The sequence below is a fragment of the Streptomyces sp. NPDC048637 genome (genome assembly GCF_040650675.1).
GTDB lineage: Bacteria > Actinomycetota > Actinomycetes > Streptomycetales > Streptomycetaceae > Streptomyces.
Window position 1 is genome coordinate 18,245 of the sequence record NZ_JBEZHQ010000006.1, and the last position, 17,946, is coordinate 36,190.

The 17,946-nt window shown below is 67.9% G+C and carries 13 protein-coding genes; 7 read left to right on the plus strand and 6 right to left on the minus strand.

The features are described 5' to 3' along the window. Positions 1-58 precede the first annotated feature (58 nt). From AB0C46_RS10975 to galT, 4 genes are all read right to left on the minus strand, one after another. Positions 59-829 carry a response regulator transcription factor gene (locus AB0C46_RS10975; RefSeq protein WP_362827478.1) on the minus strand — a complete coding sequence of 257 codons (771 nt, stop codon included), beginning with the start codon at positions 827-829 and terminating at the stop codon, positions 59-61. A gap of 270 nt (positions 830-1,099) precedes the next feature. After that, a complete protein-coding gene (galK, locus tag AB0C46_RS10980) occupies positions 1,100-2,296 on the minus strand; it encodes a galactokinase (protein WP_362827480.1) in 1,197 nt (398 codons plus the stop codon). Continuing rightward, positions 2,296-3,270, minus strand: coding sequence for a UDP-glucose 4-epimerase GalE (gene galE, locus AB0C46_RS10985; RefSeq protein ID WP_362827481.1), 975 nt, complete (start codon positions 3,268-3,270; stop codon positions 2,296-2,298). Before galE ends, galK begins: the two co-directional genes overlap by 1 nt. Then, a complete protein-coding gene (gene galT / locus AB0C46_RS10990) occupies positions 3,267-4,379 on the minus strand; it encodes a galactose-1-phosphate uridylyltransferase (RefSeq protein ID WP_362827483.1) in 1,113 nt (370 codons plus the stop codon). The genes galE and galT overlap by 4 nt, the downstream gene beginning before the upstream one ends. A 221-nt stretch (positions 4,380-4,600) precedes the next feature. Here galT and AB0C46_RS10995 point away from each other — a divergent pair, with 221 nt between their 5' ends. Then, positions 4,601-6,271, plus strand: a complete 1,671-nt coding sequence (locus AB0C46_RS10995) for a sodium:solute symporter family protein (protein ID WP_362827485.1) — start codon at positions 4,601-4,603, stop codon at positions 6,269-6,271. 30 nt (positions 6,272-6,301) lie between these two features. Beyond that, on the plus strand, positions 6,302-6,610 hold the full coding sequence (locus AB0C46_RS11000; protein WP_362827486.1) for a hypothetical protein: 309 nt from the start codon (positions 6,302-6,304) through the stop codon (positions 6,608-6,610). Positions 6,611-6,733: 123 nt separating this feature from the next. Here the strand turns inward: AB0C46_RS11000 and AB0C46_RS11005 are convergent, their stop codons facing one another. Beyond that, entirely contained in the window at positions 6,734-7,453 is a 720-nt protein-coding gene (locus tag AB0C46_RS11005) for a LuxR C-terminal-related transcriptional regulator (protein WP_362827487.1), read from the minus strand. A 484-nt stretch (positions 7,454-7,937) separates the two neighbouring features. Here AB0C46_RS11005 and AB0C46_RS11010 point away from each other — a divergent pair, with 484 nt between their 5' ends. The 5 genes from AB0C46_RS11010 to AB0C46_RS11030 all read left to right on the plus strand — a co-directional run bounded on the left by AB0C46_RS11010 (position 7,938) and on the right by AB0C46_RS11030 (position 15,845). Then, on the plus strand, positions 7,938-8,369 hold the full coding sequence (locus AB0C46_RS11010) for an SseB family protein (RefSeq protein ID WP_362827489.1): 432 nt from the start codon (positions 7,938-7,940) through the stop codon (positions 8,367-8,369). Further along, entirely contained in the window at positions 8,366-8,983 is a 618-nt protein-coding gene (locus tag AB0C46_RS11015; RefSeq protein WP_362827490.1) for a hypothetical protein, read from the plus strand. The genes AB0C46_RS11010 and AB0C46_RS11015 overlap by 4 nt, the downstream gene beginning before the upstream one ends. Before the next feature lie 65 nt (positions 8,984-9,048). Next, positions 9,049-13,836, plus strand: a complete 4,788-nt coding sequence (locus tag AB0C46_RS11020; RefSeq protein WP_362827491.1) for a putative T7SS-secreted protein — start codon at positions 9,049-9,051, stop codon at positions 13,834-13,836. Positions 13,837-13,918: 82 nt separating this feature from the next. Then, a complete protein-coding gene (locus AB0C46_RS11025) occupies positions 13,919-14,635 on the plus strand; it encodes a DUF6193 family natural product biosynthesis protein (protein WP_362827493.1) in 717 nt (238 codons plus the stop codon). A gap of 625 nt (positions 14,636-15,260) precedes the next feature. Continuing rightward, positions 15,261-15,845, plus strand: a complete 585-nt coding sequence (locus tag AB0C46_RS11030) for a hypothetical protein (RefSeq protein ID WP_362827494.1) — start codon at positions 15,261-15,263, stop codon at positions 15,843-15,845. Positions 15,846-16,014: 169 nt separating this feature from the next. Here AB0C46_RS11030 and AB0C46_RS11035 read toward each other — a convergent pair whose 3' ends face one another. Continuing rightward, the gene (locus tag AB0C46_RS11035; RefSeq protein ID WP_362827496.1) at positions 16,015-17,814 is read right to left on the minus strand and encodes an ABC-F family ATP-binding cassette domain-containing protein; all 1,800 of its coding nucleotides are present in this window, start codon (positions 17,812-17,814) and stop codon (positions 16,015-16,017) included. Positions 17,815-17,946 lie beyond the last annotated feature (132 nt).

Genomic DNA, 17,946 nt, shown 5'->3' on the forward strand with positions numbered 1-17,946 from the left:
GGAGCATACGGCCGCCTCAGGCCCCCACCCGTCGCACGGCCCCCGGCCCCCGGCCCCCTCACGGCACCGGTACCGAGGCCGCCGCGGCCGCCGTCTCCAGTTCGACGGGGCCGACCCCGGCCCGGCGGGCCAGTGCCACCGCCGCGAGGGTGGAGTGCACCCCGAGCTTGCCTAGCACGTTCTGCATATGGGTGCGGACCGTGTGCGGGGAGAGGAACAGCCGCTCGGCGACCGCCTTGCGGCCCAGGCCCGCCACCATGCAGCGCAGTACCTCACGCTCGCGCGGGGTCAGCGACTCCACCAGCCGCTCGCTCTCCGAACGGTGTTTGCGGGCGGCCGTCAACTCCCGCAGCACACCGGTCAGCAGCGCGGGCGGCAGATGCGTTTCGTCGCGGAGCACGCCGCGGATGACGGCGAGCAGCCGGGAGAGCGAGCAGTCCTTGGCGACCCAGCCGGAGGCGCCGGCCTGCAGGGCGGCGGCCGCGCGGCGCGGGTCGTCGCGGTCGGCGAGGACGACGGTGCGCAGATACGGATGGCTGGTGCGCAGGCCGGAGACCAGCGCGATGCCGTCCCGCGGGACGGCGCGCGGCACGGTGTCGCGGGACGCTCCCTGCGCGGGCACCGCGAGCAGCGGCGCGGCGAGGTCGGCGTCAGCGAGCAGCACGTCGAAGCGGTGGCCGTCGGTGGCCGCCCGGTCCAGATTGCGCAGGGCAGCGGGAGCGCTGCCCGCGGCTGCGACGTCCACGTCCTGTTCCGCGGCGAGCGCGGCCGCCAGGGATTCGGCGAAGATGCGGTGGTCGTCGACCACCAGAACCCGGATGCGTTGCACAGAGACCCCCTGTCTCGGTGAACGGACCATAGCGGGCACGGCGCCCGGATTGAAGATCGCCTCAGCCGCACGGCCGCCGCCGTGCCGACATTGCCACCCCACCCCGGGCGCCGTACCCGAACGGTCTCGCCCCCTGATCGGCACCGGCCCCCACCGGTGCAGGCTCCCAGCGTACGGACGGGGTGCGGCGAGGGAAGGTGATTGACGAAACTGCTTCCCCCGCCGGGCCATTCGGCGCCTCTCGGGTGGTTTCACGCCGCCCGGCGCGCCCTACGCGACGCGGTGCGCCCCCGCGCTCGCGACGGCCTCGAAGATCCGCGGGGCGGCCTGGCCGGCCGCCGCGAAGGCCTCGGTGACCGCCGCGCCGACGGCCGGGGCGTCCGCCTCCTCGACGAGCACGATCGCCGAGCCGCCGAAGCCGCCGCCGGTCATCCGGGCCCCGAGGGCGCCCGCCGCCAGCGCGGTGTCGACGGCGAGGTCGAGCTCGCGGCAGGAGACCTTGAAGTCGTCGCGGAGCGAGGCGTGACCGGCCGTCAGCAGCGGGCCGATGGCGCGGGTGCGGCCCGCGTCGAGGTGGGTGATGACCTCTTCGACGCGGTGGTTCTCGGTGACAACGTGCCGGACGAGGGCCTGGACGACGGGATCTCCGGCCAGCCCGGCCAGTGCCTCGGGCAGTTGCGCGTAGGGCACCTCGCGCAGGGCACGCACCCCGAGCGCCCGAGCGCCACGCTCGCAGCCGGCGCGCCGCTCCGCGTATGCGCCGTCCCCCAGCTCGTGCTTCACCCGGGTGTCGACCACGAGGAGCTGCAGCCCCTCCCCGGCCAGGTCGAACGGGATCTGGCGCCGGGTGAGGTCGCGGGTGTCCAGGAACAGGGCGTGCCCGTCGGTGCAGCAGGCCGCGGCGGTCTGGTCCATGATTCCGACGGGCACCCCGACAAAGGCGTTCTCGGCCCGCTGGGCGAGCTGCGCCAGCCGCTGCGGCTCCTGGCCGAGCGCGTACAGGTCGTTGAGGGCGAGCGCGGTGACGACCTCCAGGGCGGCGGAGGAGGAGAGTCCGGCGCCGGTGGGCACCGTGCTCTCGTAATGGAGATCCGCGCCGCCGACGGGCAGGCCGGCCTCCCGCATCGCCCAGACGACGCCGGCCGGGTAGGCGGCCCAGCCTCCCTGGGGGGCGGGCCGCAGCTCGTCGAGGCGCAGTTCGACGATGCCGCCGTCGGCGCCGCCGGAGTGCAGCCGCAGCACCCCGTCGGCGCGGGCCGAGGCGGCGGCGAGGGCGGTGTGCGGGAGGGCGAGCGGCATCACGAAACCGTCGTTGTAATCGGTGTGTTCACCGATCAGGTTGACCCGGCCGGGCGCCGCCCAGGTGCCCGTGGGGGCGGCGCCGTACACCGCGGCGAACTGCTCGGCGGTGTGCTGGGCGCGGTGCGGGCGCCCGGTGGCCGGGGCGGCGGCTCCGTGTGCGGTCATCAGGAATCCTTTGTCCGGTCGAGGTGCTGTGCGAACTCCCAGGCGTCGGCGACGATGCCGGCGAGGTCGGCGCGGCCGGGCCGCCAGCCGAGGCGGTCGATGGCGGTCTGCGCGGAGGCCACCAGCACGGCGGGGTCGCCGCCGCGGCGCGGGGCGGCCACCTCCGGGACGGGGTGCCCGGTGACCTTGCGGACGGTCTCGATGACCTCGCGGACGGAGAAGCCGTTGCCGTTGCCGAGGTTGCAGATCAGATGCTCACCCGCGGTGGCCGCGTCGAGGGCGAGGAGGTGGGCCTCTGCGAGGTCGGCGACGTGGATGTAGTCGCGGACGCAGGTGCCGTCGGGGGTGGGGTAGTCCTCGCCGTAGACGGAGATCGCCGCGCGCTTGCCCTGGGCGACCTGGAGGACGAGCGGGATCAGGTGCGACTCGGGGTCGTGGCGCTCGCCGCAGCTGCCGTAGGCGCCGGCGACGTTGAAGTAGCGCAGCGAGACGGCGGCCAGGCCGTGGGCGGCGGCCTCGCCGCTGATCATGTGGTCGACGGCGAGCTTGCTGGCGCCGTACGGGCTGGTGGGCGCGGTCTCGGCGGACTCGGTGATCGGGGTGGACCGCGGCTCGCCGTAGGTGGCGGCGGTGGAGGAGAAGACGAGGGTGCCCACGCCGGCGTCGCGCATCGCGGCGAGCAGGTCCATGGTGCCGCCGACGTTGTTGCGCCAGTACTTCTCGGGGTGCATGACGGACTCGCCCACCTGGGAGAAGGCGGCGAAGTGCAGCACGGCGTCGTAGGAGGGGTTGAGCCACTTCGCCGCGTCCTGGATGCGGCCCTCGATGAAGTGGGCTCCGGCGGGGATGCCCTCACGGTGGCCGGTGGACAGATCGTCCAGCACGGTCACCTCGTGGCCGGCCTGCAGCAGATGGGCCGCAACGACGCTGCCGACATATCCCGCACCACCGGTGACCAGGTACTTCTTGCTCACTCGCTCGCTACCTCTCGCAGTCGCTCGGCCGCGGTCTCCGGCGGCACATCATTGATGAACACGTTCATGCCGGATTCGGAACCCGCGAGAAACTTCAGCTTGCCGGAAGTTCGGCGGATGGTGAAAAGCTCAAGGTGGAGTGCGAATTCTCCGCGGTGCCCGGCGTGCAGCGGCGCCTGGTGCCAGGCGGCGATGTACGGCGTACGGGCGGCGCCGGCCGCACGGGCTCCCCGGCTCGTCCCGTCCCCTTCCGTCCCGCCGTCCCCTTCCGTCCCGCCGTCCGGCCCGTCGAAGATCCGGTCGAAGCGCCGCAAGACTTCCAGATAGATCTGTGGGAATTCTGTGCGCGCGGCGTCGTCGAGGGCGAGCAGGTCGGGGACCCGGCGCTTGGGGTAGAGGTGCACCTCGTAGGGCCAGTGGGCGGCGTACGGGACGAAGGCCACCCAGTGCTCGCCCTCCAGGACGATCCGGCGGCCGTCGGCCAGCTCGTCGGCGACCGTGTCGTCGAAGAGGTTGCCGCCGGTGGCCTCGCGGTGTGCGGCGAGCGAGGTGAGCATGCGCTCGGTGCGCGGGGTGATGAAGGGGTACGCGTAGATCTGGCCGTGCGGGTGGCCGAGGGTGACGCCGATCTCCGCGCCGCGGTTCTCGAAGCAGAAGACCTGTGCCACGCCCGGAAGCTGGGACAGTTCCGCGGTGCGGTCGGTCCACGCCTCCAGGACCAGGGCGGCCTGCTCCTCGGTGAGGTCGGCGAAGGAGGCGTCGTGGTCGGGGGTGAAGCAGACGACCTCGCAGCGGCCGTGGTCTCCGGCGAGGGAGGGGAAGCGGTTCTCGAAGACGGCGACGTCGTAGTCGGGGGCGGGGATCTCGGAGAGCCGGCCGTCACGGGAGGGGCACAGGGGGCAGGCGTCGGCCGGGGGGTGGTAGGTGCGGGCCTGGCGGTGTGAGGCGATGGCGACCGAGTCGCCGAGGAGCCGGTCGTGGCGGATCTCGGAGGCGGTGGCGACGGGGTCGAGGGGGCGGTGGTCGCGCTCGTCGCGTACGGCGTCGTCGCGCAGGTCGTAGTAGATGAGCTCCCGGCCGTCCGCCAGCCGGGTCGTCGTCTTCTTCACGGAGCTCCTCACGCGCCGACCAAACACAAACAAACACAATGAAGCACAACTAAACAGCGGCGTCAACGCTGAAGACGCTGAGGATCATTCCCGACATATCGCTAGGCACGGTCACAGATCAACAACTGCATAAAACTGAATCAAACAAAAGTATTCAGTTTCTGAGGGTCCGGGCGTAGCTTTCTGTGCGTTCTGGTCGCGCAAAGAAGCGAGTTCCCACCATGATCACCCTGGCCGAGGGGCTACGGCTCCCTACCAACGGGCTCGACTACACGATCCTGGCCCTCTACTTCATCGTCGTCCTCGGCATCGGATTCGCGGCCAAACGCAGCGTGAAGACGAGCCTGGACTTCTTCCTCTCCGGGCGGTCACTGCCCGCCTGGGTCACCGGTCTCGCGTTCGTCGCCGCCAACCTCGGCGCCACCGAGATCCTCGGTATGGCCGCCAACGGCGCGCAGTACGGGGCCTACACCGTCCACTGGTACTGGATCGGCGCCATCCCGGCGATGGTCTTCCTCGGCCTGGTGATGATGCCGTTCTACTACGGCTCCAAGGTCCGCTCGGTGCCGGAGTTCCTGCTGCACCGCTTCGGCCCCTCCTCGCACCTGCTGTCCTCGGTCATCTTCGCCGTCTCGTCCGTACTGATCGCGGGCGTGAACCTGTACGCGATGGCGATCGTCCTGCAGGCGCTCCTCGGCTGGCCGCAGTGGGTGGCGATCGTCATCGCCGGCTTCTTCGTCCTCGCGTACATCACCATCGGCGGTCTGTCCTCGGCGATCTACAACGAGGTGCTGCAGTTCTTCGTCATCCTGGCCGCGCTGATCCCGCTGACCATCGTCGGCCTCAAGCGCGTCGGGGGCTGGGACGGGCTGACCGACTCGCTCAACTCCTCGCACGGCGACGCCTTCCTGACCGCCTGGAAGGGCACCGGCATCGGCGAGGCCAACCCGCTCGGCGCGAACTGGCTCACCATCGTCCTCGGTCTCGGCTTCGTGATGAGCTTCGGCTACTGGACCACCAACTTCGCCGAGGTGCAGCGCGCCCTGTCCGCGAAGAACCTCTCCGCCGCCAAGCGGACCCCGCTGATCGCCGCCTTCCCCAAGATCTTCATCCCGCTGGTGGTGGTCGTCCCCGGTCTGATCGCGCTGGTCATGGAGCCGACGCTGGGCAAGTCCAAGGACGGGCTGCAGTACAACGACGCGATCCCGGTGCTGATGCGGGACCTGCTGCCCAACGGCGTACTGGGCATCGCGGTGACCGGTCTGCTGGCGGCGTTCATGGCGGGCATGGCCGCCAACGTCTCGTCCTTCAACACGGTCTTCACCAACGACATATGGGCGGCGTACCTCAAGAAGGGCCGGGAGGACGCCTACTACCTGAAGACGGGCCGGGTGGTCACGGCGGTCGGCGTGCTGATCGGCATGGGCACGGCGTTCATCGCCGCCAGCTTCAGCAACATCATGAACTACCTCCAGACACTCTTCTCCTTCTTCAACGTCCCCCTGTTCGTCGTCTTCATCATCGGCATGTTCTGGAAGCGGACCAGCGCCGCGGCCGGCTTCTGGGGTCTGCTCTCCGGCACCGTGGCCGCGATGGTCAACTACTTCTGGCTCTACAAGCAGGGCATCATCGCGATCCCCTCCGACCAGGGCGCCAACTTCGTCTCCTCGATCGTCGCCTTCGTCGTCGGCGCGCTCGTGATGTTCGTCGTCACACTGGTCACCCGGCCCAAGTCCGCCGAATCCCTGGCCGGCCTGGTCTACGGCACCCGCTCCCCCGGCATGACGGAGCTGCCCGCCGAGGGCGACGACGCCTGGTACCGCAAGCCGGCCCTGCTGGGCTGGGGCGCGATCATCCTCGCCGCCGTCTGCTACATCCCGTTCTCCTTCTGAACCTGCCTGAACCAGCGGAGTTGACGCACCATGAGTGACTACCAGCACGAGGTCGCGGAGCTGGAGCGCGAATCGGCGACCGCCGCGCGGCTCTTCGACGTACGGCGCATCATCGGCGGCCTGTTCGTCGTCTACGGCGTGATCGTCACCATCGCCGGCGTGATGGCGACCGACGCGGACCTCAAGAAGGCCCAGAACATCAACATCAACCTGTGGACGGGCCTGGGCATGCTCGCCCTCGGGCTGTTCTTCCTCATCTGGCAGCAGCTGCGGCCGGCGGTTCCGCCTACGGCGGCGGAGCTGGCGGACGAGGGGGAGGGCGGCCCTGGGGAGGGGTGAGCGCGGGTGTCGCGGGGGCGGGGGGGGGGACGGCTCGTCCGGTTCTGTCGCAGTGCAGGGCTGGGCGCGGGTGTCGCGGGGGCGGGGGCCGGAGCATCCGGTCCCGCGCAGGGCCGAGCGCGACTAACGCGGCGGGGGCACCGACTCGTCCGGTCCCGCCGCCGCACCGCGCACGCCACGACCGCCCGCCCGGTCCAGCAGCCCCGTACGCGCCGCCAGCGCGGCGGCCTCCAGCCGGGAGCCCACCTCCAGCTTCATCAGCACCCGCTGCACATGCGTACGCGCCGTACTCGGCGCGATATCCATCCCCGCCGCGATCAGCCGGGTGTCCTCGCCGTCCGCGACCCGCATCAGCACCTCGACCTCCCGCGGGGTCAGCAGCTCCAGCAGCCGTGCACCCTCGTCGTCCGGCTGTGCCGCGGGGTTCAGCAGCTCCTCGAATGCCTGCTGCAGCAGCTGCGGCGACACCGCCGACTCCCCCGCCCGCGCCTTCATCATGGCGCGCTCGACACCCTCGATCCGCTCGTCGTTACGGACATAACCCGAAGCCCCGGCGGCAAAGGCGGCGGCGATCCCCCGCGGACTGGGCACCGGCCCCAACACCACCACCGCGACCTGCGGCCGCTCCTTCTTGATCCGCACGACCGGGTCGAAGGCCCCCGGCCGGGCGGGCGCGGCAGTACCCAGCAGACACACCTCGGGCGCCCGGCTCACCACCAGCTCCGCGGCCCCCGCACTCGGCGCGGCCGCCGCCAACACCCGGTGCCCGCGCAGTTTCAGCGCCGAGGCGAGCGCCTCCGCGAGCAGACGATGATCGTCGACCACCATGAGCCGCACGCCCATCGAGCAACCTCCCCCGCTCCGGCGGGCCCCGGCGCAGCCCCCGGCCGGGCCGCTTGTCCCCGGGAAGCTACACGCTCGGCTGCGATACCGCGCCCTCTACCGGGAAGAAGCCCCCCGGAATGCTGGAATCCCGGCCATTCGGGGCCGATTGGCGTGCTTTCGCGGGGGTGGGGCGGGGGCTCGCGCGGACCGGGCTCTGCCGACGCACGGGGCGCAGAGGGTGTAACGGCGTAACCCAGCGTCTCTCGCGCAGAGTTGAGACGGTCTGCCCTGAGGCGCCATCCATGGCAAGCAGCCTCGGTCGCCACATCGAGCGCGTCACCCGCCATTGCCGTTCTTCGAACTCCGCCGCACTCCAAGTTGGTTGAACTCAAAAGAAACTAGTGGCCGGTTTTCCGGCGGAGCGCCATTGCCTGCATTGTCAGTGCCGTATGCGAAAGTGGGTTCGACAGTTGAGCTGAAGTCGGGGAGGGAGCCGGCCGTCATGCCATTGGCCGACGAAGTAGCGGCAGCACACGCAGGGGATCCGAATCCGACCGCACTGGTGGGTGAGTTCCGCCGGACACCGGTATTGATACCGCTCATCAACGACTCCCTCATGTCGGCCGAATTGTCCGGTATCCGCTGGTTGTACGCCTTCTCCGACGAACAGGAACTGGCTCGCTTCGCCATGTCCCGGGGCGCCGCCCCCGAGACCGAGCTGCCCTATGTCCGCGCGGTCGGCGCGCGCCTCCTGGATGTCGTGATCCCCGCGATCGAGGGGCCGGCGGGTGTGGTGCTCGATGCGGGCAGCGAGCAGGGGATGGTCTTTCCGCCGGTCAGCGGCATCGTCCCGGACTCCGTGGCGGTCGATCTCATCGAGCCGGGCCCATCCGACAGCGGACCTGGCGCACCCGCGGCCGGGGGTGCGGCATGACGTCCGCCGAAGGGTACGAGCTCGATCCTGCTGCCCTGAAGCAGGTCACCAAGGGCATCCACGACGCGATCGCGGAACTGAAGGAGCTGGGCTTCGACACCAATGCCCAGCTCGGCCAGGGATTCGACAAGCTGGCCCTCTCCGGCATGGAGAGCGGGCACGCCGGTATGAGTTCCGTATTCGACTCGTTCTGTGAACGCTGGGGCTGGGGCGTTCGCCTGCTCATCCATGAAGCCAACGAATTCGCGCGCCGTCTCGACTTGACGGCCGGGCTTTATCACGAGCAGGAGCAATATGTTTCGACCACACTCAAGGTCGGGGCGAATGCGCTGCTGATGGGCGACCCGACGATGACGGAGGACCAGCTCAAGCACCGGACGTGGAAGCAAGTCCGCGACGACAACGCCATCACCCAGTTCGACGACGCGGACTGGGACCCCAACTCCGCCAGATCCCGCAAGGCCTTTCAGGAAGTCGATCAGGCGGCACAGCAGACTGGCGAGGACTTCTCGACGTCCAAATGGGCGGGCGACGCGGACCACAACTGGGCCCTGCGGCCACTGAATCTGACCCGTGATGCCCACCCGCAGAGCAACGACCACGACGGGTCCTGAGTCGCCGTCGCACAGCCACGACTGCACATCCACTGCTGCACAGCACCACTGGGGGTTAATAACTGATGGGCCTCGGCGACCTCATCAATTCCGCGGCCGAGAAGGCCGGCAACGCCGTTGATGGCGTCAAGGAGGCGGCCGGCGAGGCCGTCGACTCCGCCACGGACGTGACCGCCGATGCACTCGACTACCTCGGTGCGGACGGCGCGGCCAAGGCCGTCCGCTCGGCCGGTGACGACGTCGCCGACGCACTGGGCGCGCAGGTCGACGAGCAGCAGCTGGGCGAAAGCGACGACCCCAAGGAGCTGATCCACGGCGATGTCGCGAAGATCAATGAATCCGCGGCGCACCTGAAGGACTTCTACGCTGCCTTCGAACGCGTCGGCCAGGGCATCCGCAAACTGGACGCCGGATCGTGGAAGGGAAAGGCCGCCGACAGCTTCCACGAGAAATTCGACGTACACCCCAAACAGTGGATGCGCACCGCGGACGCCTGTGAGGCGGCGTGGAAGGCCCTCGACTCCTACGCGGATACGGTCTCCTGGGCGCAGAAGAAGGCTCAGGCGGCCATCGACGCATGGCACGCGGCCGAGAAGAAGACCATGAAGGCGTTCACGGCGCACAGCCACGCGGTCGACGCGTACAACGCCAAGGCAGACGCATATAACGCCGCACGGGACAAGGGATCCGACCCGGGACCCAAGCCCGACAAGCCCGGTGACTTCGACGACCCCGCTGACCAGGATCGCAAGGCGGCGCAGGACATCCTCAAGAACGCCCGCAGCCAGCGCAACGAGGCCGCGGAGAAAGCACAGCACGCCCTCAAGGGCGCACTTGAACACGCCCCGCAGGCGCCCAAGTTCACCACTGAGACGGCTCTCGACGCCGCTGACGGCATCGCAGCCGGCGGCATGAACCTGATGCACGTCGTCGGCGGTGTGGGCAAGGCCCTGGTCGAAACGGTCAACCTGGGCCGCATGGTGAACCCGCTGGAGCCGTACAACCTCGCCCACCCCCATCAGTACATGGCCAACGTCTCCAAGATCGCACTCGGCCTGGCCAGTACGGCCGCCCACCCCGGGCGCCTGGCCAAGGGGATGCTCGGCGACGGCTGGGGCAGCGACCCCGGGGATGCGCTTGGGGGCGTCATCGGCAATCTCATCGGCGCCAAGGGCGTCGGTGCCGTCGGCAAGGGCGTGATGAAGGCGGGGGCGAAGGATGCGGCCAAGGGTGCCGCACGAGAAGCCGTCAAGGACGGCGGGAAGACCACTATCAAGGACCGTTTCCGCAAGCTCTGGTCCAGGGAATGCGAAGGCGACCCCATCGACATGGCCACCGGCCGGATGGTCCTTCCACAGACCGACATCGCCCTCCCCGGCAGCCTCCCCCTCTCCTTCACCCGCACCTTCGAGTCGTCCTACCGCCAAGGCCGCTGGTTCGGCCCGACGTGGATGAGCACCGTCGACCAGCGTCTGGAAATCGACGCCGAGGGCGTCATCCTCATCGGCGACGAGGGCGATTTCCGCCTCTACCCGCACCCGGCCGTCGGTGTGCCCACCCTCCCCGCCGAGGGCGACGGCCACCCCCTGGAGCGCACACCGGACGGCGACTACCTCCTCACCGACCCGGTCACCGGCACCCGCCGCTACTTCACCACCTACACCGAAGACCTCGCCGTCCTCGACGAGATATCCGACCGCCGCGGCAACCACCACACCTTCGACTACACCGAAGACGGCACCCCCACCGCCATCACCCACAGCGCCGGCTACCGCCTCCTGCTCACCACCGAAGAGGGCCGCATCACGGCCCTCCACCTTGCAGGCGCGGCCCCCGACGGCTCCGACCAGCTGCTGATGACGTACGGCTACGACACCGCCGGCAACCTCATCACCACCACCAACTCCTCCGGCCTCCCGCTCCGCTTCACCTACGACGACCACGGCCGGATCACGTCCTGGACGGACACCAACAACAGCAGCTACACCTACGTCTACGACGACGATGACCGCTGCATCTCGCAGGGCGGCATAGCGGGCCACCTCCGCGCCCAGTACACCTGGGGCACCCCGGATCCCGTAACGGGCGTGCGCACCAACCTTTTCCACAACTCCCATAACCAGGTCACCCGCTTCGAGGTCAATGACCGCCACCAGATCGTCGCGGAGACCGACCCCACCGGCGCCACCACCCGCACGGTCCGTGACGCCAAACACCGCGTCCTGTCGACGACCGACCCTCTGGGCCGCAGCACCCACATCGACTACGACGACGAGGGCCGCCCGGTGAGCGTCGTCCTCCCCGACGGCAGCCGCTCCACCACCGCCTACAACAACCTCGGCCTGCCCCTGAGCACCACTGGCCCGGACGGCACCACCTGGACCCACGCCTACGACGCCGACGGCAACCGGACGGCCACCACCGACCCCACCGGGGCCACCACCACCTACACCCACGACGAACGCGGCCATATCGCCGCCGTCACCGACGCCTTGGGCAACACCACCCGCCTCTACTGCGACAAGGCGGGCCTGCCGATCTCGGTCACCGACCCCCTCGGCGCGGTGACCCACTACCGCCGCGATGCCTTCGGTCGCACCACGTCCGTCACCGACCCACTCGGCGAAACCACCCACACGGTGTGGACGGTTGAGGGGAAGCCGGCTGCCCGCATTGACGCCACCGGCGCCACCGAGGAGTGGACCTATGACGGCGAGGGCAACCGCCTCACCCACACCGACGCCATCGGCCAGACCACCCACTACGAATACAGCCACTTCGACCTTCTGGTGGCCCGCACCGACCCCGACGGCGTCCGCCACGAGTTCACTCACGACACCGAACTCCGCCTCACCCAGGTCACCAACCCTCAGGGCCTGACCTGGAACTACGCCTACGACGGCGCCGGGCGCCTGATATCGGAGACCGACTTCGACGACCGGGTCCTGGCCTACACCCACGACGCCGCCGGCCAACTGGCCACCCGCACCAACACCCTCGGCGAAGTCACCACCTACAGCCGCGACCCCCTCGGCCGCATCACCGAGAAGAACGCCGCGGGACTGGTCACCACCTACGAGCACGACTCGGGCGGAAGCCTTCGGCAGGCAGCCAACCCTGACGCCACCGTCACCTACACCCGCGACACCCTCGGCCGCGTCACCACCGAAACCGTCAACGGCCGCACCATGACGTTCACCTACGACGTCCTGGGCCGCCGCACGTCACGCACCACCCCAACCGGCCACACCACCACTTACACCTACGACGCGGCGGGCAACCGCACGGCCATGGACATCGCCGGCCATGTCCTCACCTTCGATCACGACGCAGCAGGCCAAGAACTCACCCGCACCATCGGCGACCACCTCCAGCTCGCCCACACCTGGGACCCCACCGGCCGCCTCACCGGCCAGTCACTCACCACAGCGGCGACCGGCACCCTCCAGTCCCCCACCGGCACGGACAGCCCACAGAACCCTGCCGCTGCCGAAGCACGACGAGTCCTCCACCGCGGCTACACCTACCGCCCCGACGGCCACCTCACCGCGATCGACGACTCCCACACCGGCCGCCGCACCTTCGACCTCGACCGCGCCGGCCGCGTCACCGCGGTCCACGCCACCGACTGGACCGAGACCTACGCCTACGACGAGGCCGGCAACCAAACCCACGCCACCTGGCCGGACCGTCACGCCAGCGCCTCAGCCCGGGGCGACCGCACCTACACCGGCACCAACATCACCCACGCCGGCCGCATCCGCTACGAACACGACGGACTCGGGCGCGTAACCCTCCGCCAAAAGGCCCGACTTTCCCGCAAACCGGATACCTGGCACTACACCTGGAATTCCGAGGACCGCCTCACTTCCGTGGTCACACCGGACGGCACAACGTGGCGCTACCTCTATGACCCGTTCGACCGGCGTATATCCAAACAGCGTCTCGCGGATGACACATCAACGGTGGTGGAGCAAACTGACTTCACTTGGGACGGTTCTACCCTCACCGAACAAGCCACGCATGCCCCGGGTGGCCTCGCAGCCATTGCCCTCACTTGGGATCACAGGGGCCTGACAGCACTTAGCCAAACTGAGCGCAAGATAGAGCTCGCCGCTGCTGCCACCACACCCCGGAGCGAAATCGATGAGCGCTACTTCGCAATTGTTACCGATCTCGTTGGCACGCCTACGCAACTGGTTTCAGAAACTGGCGATATCACTTGGAACGCACGGGCCACACTTTGGGGTACCACTACCTGGAAAAGTAACGCCCAAGCGTACACGCCATTGCGGTTCCCCGGCCAGTACTTCGACTCGGAGACCCAACTTCATTACAACTACTTTCGAACTTTCGACCCACATATTGCCCGATACCTCGCCCCCGACCCCCTTGGCCTCAGCCCATCTCCAAATCCGGCGACTTACGTCTCCAACCCTCTCGCATGGCTAGATCCCCTCGGGCTTACACCCTGCGAAGTGGCCCTGGGGTACAAACATGGAAAAGTCGAAGAGTTCGCTAACGAACGAGGCCTTAAACATTTCATGAACGTCCATCCTGAACTTTGGCGCTCTCATGTACTGGACGCCATCAAAGACAATTCCGTAAAAATTCACGTAAACATGAAGGGATTCTCTGGAGGATTCGAGGGCATGGCCAAGAGGGGGCTAGGTCATGAAAAAGGAATCGCCCCGCATGCAACGGAAGAGGAGATGGGCTGGATAGCCAGGGCAGTGAAGCATGGCCATCGAGACTGGGGTACCATCAAGTTCTATGACAGCGGTGGAAACATTGTCGCCGTCCCTGAGCCCGATTGGAACTCTTTCGGACGGGTGATCCCTTTCTTCGACTGAATTCCCCGCTCCAGGTAGATTGCATTACCTGCACCAATCACCTTGAATGAATTCAACCGCTTACCTCCCAAAAGGATTCTAGATGACGGCTGAAAATGAAGGTCCAGGCCGGGGGGACGCAGGTGCCCTGAACGCCGACCTATACCCCGACCTGGTCAAACTTGGCGGCCTTGCGTCTGCACTGATTCACACCTCCCAAGATAACGGAATTGAATTGGGTCGCGTGCGACCAGGTTCCGGCTCCAAAGAAGCTGAATTCGTCTCCGCCGCATCAGACTCCGACAGGGGGTCCGCATTGATCAATCTTGGGGTGGATAGGCGATGGTTCTCGATCAGCATTGAAAATGACGTGCACTCCTGGGCGAGTGGCGGAACTGATGACATTGTTTCGACAGTCAAGATGTTGGACGCATGGCGAAGGGGTGTAACGCTTCAGGAATTGAATACCCTCTTCCCTTATATGCACTTTGATGAAATGGCACAGGCCTACGAAACAGGTGATCCCGTCGCAACGCAGTGGAATCAACTTCTCACCGACGGAGATCCATTTTTCTCCCAGGCCCTACTTCAAAAGATCCACTCGAATGATCGCCTACGCACACTTTTCCCGTTTTTGAGCCATGGCACCCTCCGCCTCGCCAGGGACCACACCGACAGGACAGCAGGAGAAATTTGGATCACCCCACTCCGAGCCGGGGGGCACCGAGTTGAATCCACAACTCCCGGCGAACAGGAGAAGATTATTGAACCGTTCGATCAATTGATCGAGGCGGCAGTTGAGTTCTTGGATCGCCCTTGAGTGATTCCTCGGATGCGTCTGCGGGACGTCGACACCGGTTGCGCATCTAGCCGCAGGCGCGTGCTGGCGTGCACGCTGATTCCTCGGCCGGCGAGTGAACGCTGGCGCACCTGATGCTGCCTCCAACTTTCGCATATCTATGTCGACATTATTGACGAACCCATCCGAACCATCCCCACAGAACTTATGACGGACGCGCCCATTCACTCATCGCCACTGAATGGAAGCGACACATTCAGAGGCCTTGGTTCTTGCCGCGCCTCCGAAAAGGAAAAAGTAAATGACTACACCGCAACAGCCGCCAAGTGGTTTCGGGCAGGTGCCGGGTTACGGTGCGCCGCAAGGGGCGCCGCAGATGCCGCAGCCCGGACAGCCTGCTGGGTATCCGCCGGGGGTCGCTCCTGGCGGGCCGGGACCCTATGGACAGCAGGCTCACCCCGGCCTCGGCGGGCCAGGGCCCTATGGACAGCCGCCCCACCCCGCCGGACCGGCGCCGTACGGCCAACAGCCAGGCCCCTATGGGATGCCGCAGCAGGCGCCCCCCTTCGGGTACGGCGGGCCAGGCATGCCGCCGCCCATACCGCCCAAGCGGAAGGCCGGGAAAGCGTGGGGGATTCTTGGGGCTGTGGCCGGGGTGCTGGTGTTGGGGACGGTGGCGTCGAATGCGGGGATCCGTGGTGGAGGGGGGTCGTCGGGCGGGGCCAGTGGGCCGAAGTACCGGATCACGGTGCCGAAGACTCTGGCCAGCGGGGAGTACAAGCTCGCCAAGGACATATCCCAGCAGGCCAGCGATGCGGTGCCGCAAGACGGGGCCGGCGCTCACGGCGTCAAGGCAGTGGGCGGGCAGTACTCGTCCGGGACCAAGTCGCTGGTGATGCTGGGGCTCTACGGGGTCATTGACGATCCCGAGACGGCCGTCGACCACACCATCCGTGGGATGACGCGCGACGGTAGGACGGAAGCCGTCGTGATGGATAAGGAGTTCACGCCCAGCGGGGGCGGAGATCCGCTCACCTGTGGTGTGAATGTGAAGACGGATATGGGGCAGAAGGTGACGGTGCCGTTCTGCGTCTGGGCCGATTCCAGTACGAGCGGGAATGTCGTCGAAACCGATGGCTCGGCGCTGTCGAAGGATCCGCGTTCCATCGACCTTCAGGAATTCGCCGATAAGGCGGGCAAGATTCGCGGTGAGGTCAGGAAGCCGCTGTAATCACGCCTCTCCGCTGCTCGCGGAGCAACTCCTGGAGCGGCGCTGAGCGCCGTACGGCCGCCATGTCGTTTTGCCGCGGTGACCGTACGGTGCTTCGCGTCGCTACAGGGATCAGTAGCGTCCCGCCCGTCATCGAGCGCCCGTCTCCGAGCGCCCGCCCCGACTCGCCCTACGCCTCCTCAGCCAACTCCAACCACCGCATCTCCAACTCATCCTTCTCCGCGCTCAGTTCGCGGAGCTGGGCGTCGAGTCCGGCGACCTTCTCGAAGTCCGTCGCGTTCTCGGCGATCTGGGTGTGGAGAGTGGCCTCCTTGGTGCCGAGCTTGTCCAGTTGGCGCTCGATCTTTTGGAGTTCCTTCTGGGCGGCGCGGTTGACCGCGGCGGCCTTCTTGGGGGCCGTGGTCTGTGGGGCGGGGGCCGGGGTGGCGGCGTCGATGACCTGTTGGCGGCGGTCCAGGTATTCGTCCAGGCCGCGCGGCAGCATCCGTAGCGTGGCGTCGCCGAGGAGGGCGTGGACGCGGTCGGTGGTGCGCTCGATGAAGTAGCGGTCGTGGCTGATGACGATGAGGGAGCCGGGCCAGCCGTCGAGGAGGTCTTCCAGCTGGGTCAGGGTTTCGATGTCGAGGTCGTTGGTGGGCTCGTCGAGGAAGAGGACGTTGGGCTCGTCCATGAGGAGGCGGAGGATCTGGAGGCGGCGGCGTTCACCGCCGGAGAGGTCGCCGACCGGGGTCCACTGCTTCTCCTTGGTGAAGCCGAACTTCTCGCAGAGCTGGCCGGCGGTCATCTCCCGGCCCTTGCCCAGGTCGACCCGCTCGCGCACCTGCTGGACGGCCTCCAGCACCCGTAGCGTCGGGGGGAGTTCGCCGACCTCCTGGGAGAGGTACGCCAGCTTGACGGTCTTGCCGACGGTGATCCGGCCGGCCACCGGCTGCGTCTCGCCCTGCGTGCGGGCCGCCTCGGACAGCGCCCTCAGCAGCGAGGTCTTGCCGGCGCCGTTGACGCCCACCAGGCCGATCCGGTCGCCGGGGCCCAGCTGCCAGGTCAGGTGCTTGAGGAGGACCTTCGGCCCGGCTTGGACGCTGACGTCCTCCAGCTCGAAGACCGTCTTGCCCAGCCGCGAGCTGGCGAACTTCATCAGCTCGGCATTGTCGCGGGGCGGCGGGACGTCCGCGATCAGTTCGTTGGCGGCCTCGATGCGGAAGCGTGGCTTGCTGGTACGGGCCGGGGCGCCGCGCCGCAGCCAGGCCAGCTCCTTGCGCATCAGGTTCTGCCGCTTGACCTCTTCGGTGGCGGCGATCCGCTCCCGCTCGGCCCGCGCGAAGACGTAGTCGCTGTAGCCGCCCTCGTACTCATGGACATCGCCGCGCTGGACGTCCCACATGCGCGTGCAGACCTGGTCGAGGAACCAGCGGTCGTGGGTGACGACCACGAGGGCGGAGCGGCGGGCCCGCAGGTGCCCGGCCAGCCAGGAGATGCCCTCGACGTCGAGGTGGTTGGTGGGCTCGTCGAGGACGATCAGGTCCTGCTCGGCGATGAGGAGTTTGGCAAGGGCGATGCGGCGGCGCTCACCGCCGGACAGCGGGCCGATGACGGTGTCCAGGCCCTGGGTGAAGCCCGGCATGTGCAGATCGCCGAAGAGGCCGGTCAGGACGTCGCGGATCTTGGCGTTGCCGGCCCACTCGTGGTCGGCGAGATCGCCGATGACCTCGTGCCGGATGGTGGCGGCCGGGTCGAGGGAGTCGTGCTGGGTGAGGACGCCGAGGCGCAGGCCGCCGTTGTGGGTGACCCGGCCGTTGTCCGTGTCCTCCAGCTTGGCGAGGATCCGGATCAGGGTGGTCTTGCCGTCCCCGTTGCGCCCGACGACGCCGATCCGGTCCCCCTCGTTGACGCCGAGCGAGACACCGTCGAGCAGGGCACGGGTTCCGTACACCTTGCCGACGGCTTCCAGATTGACGAGGTTGACGGCCATCTCACTCCTGCACTTCAGACCTGCGCTTCCGACCTGCACTTCAGATCGATCGACCTCCCCAGCCTAGTCGGCGTGCGGACGAGGACCGCGGGGAGATAAATACCTGTGGATAAGTGCGGGGAGATGAGCGCC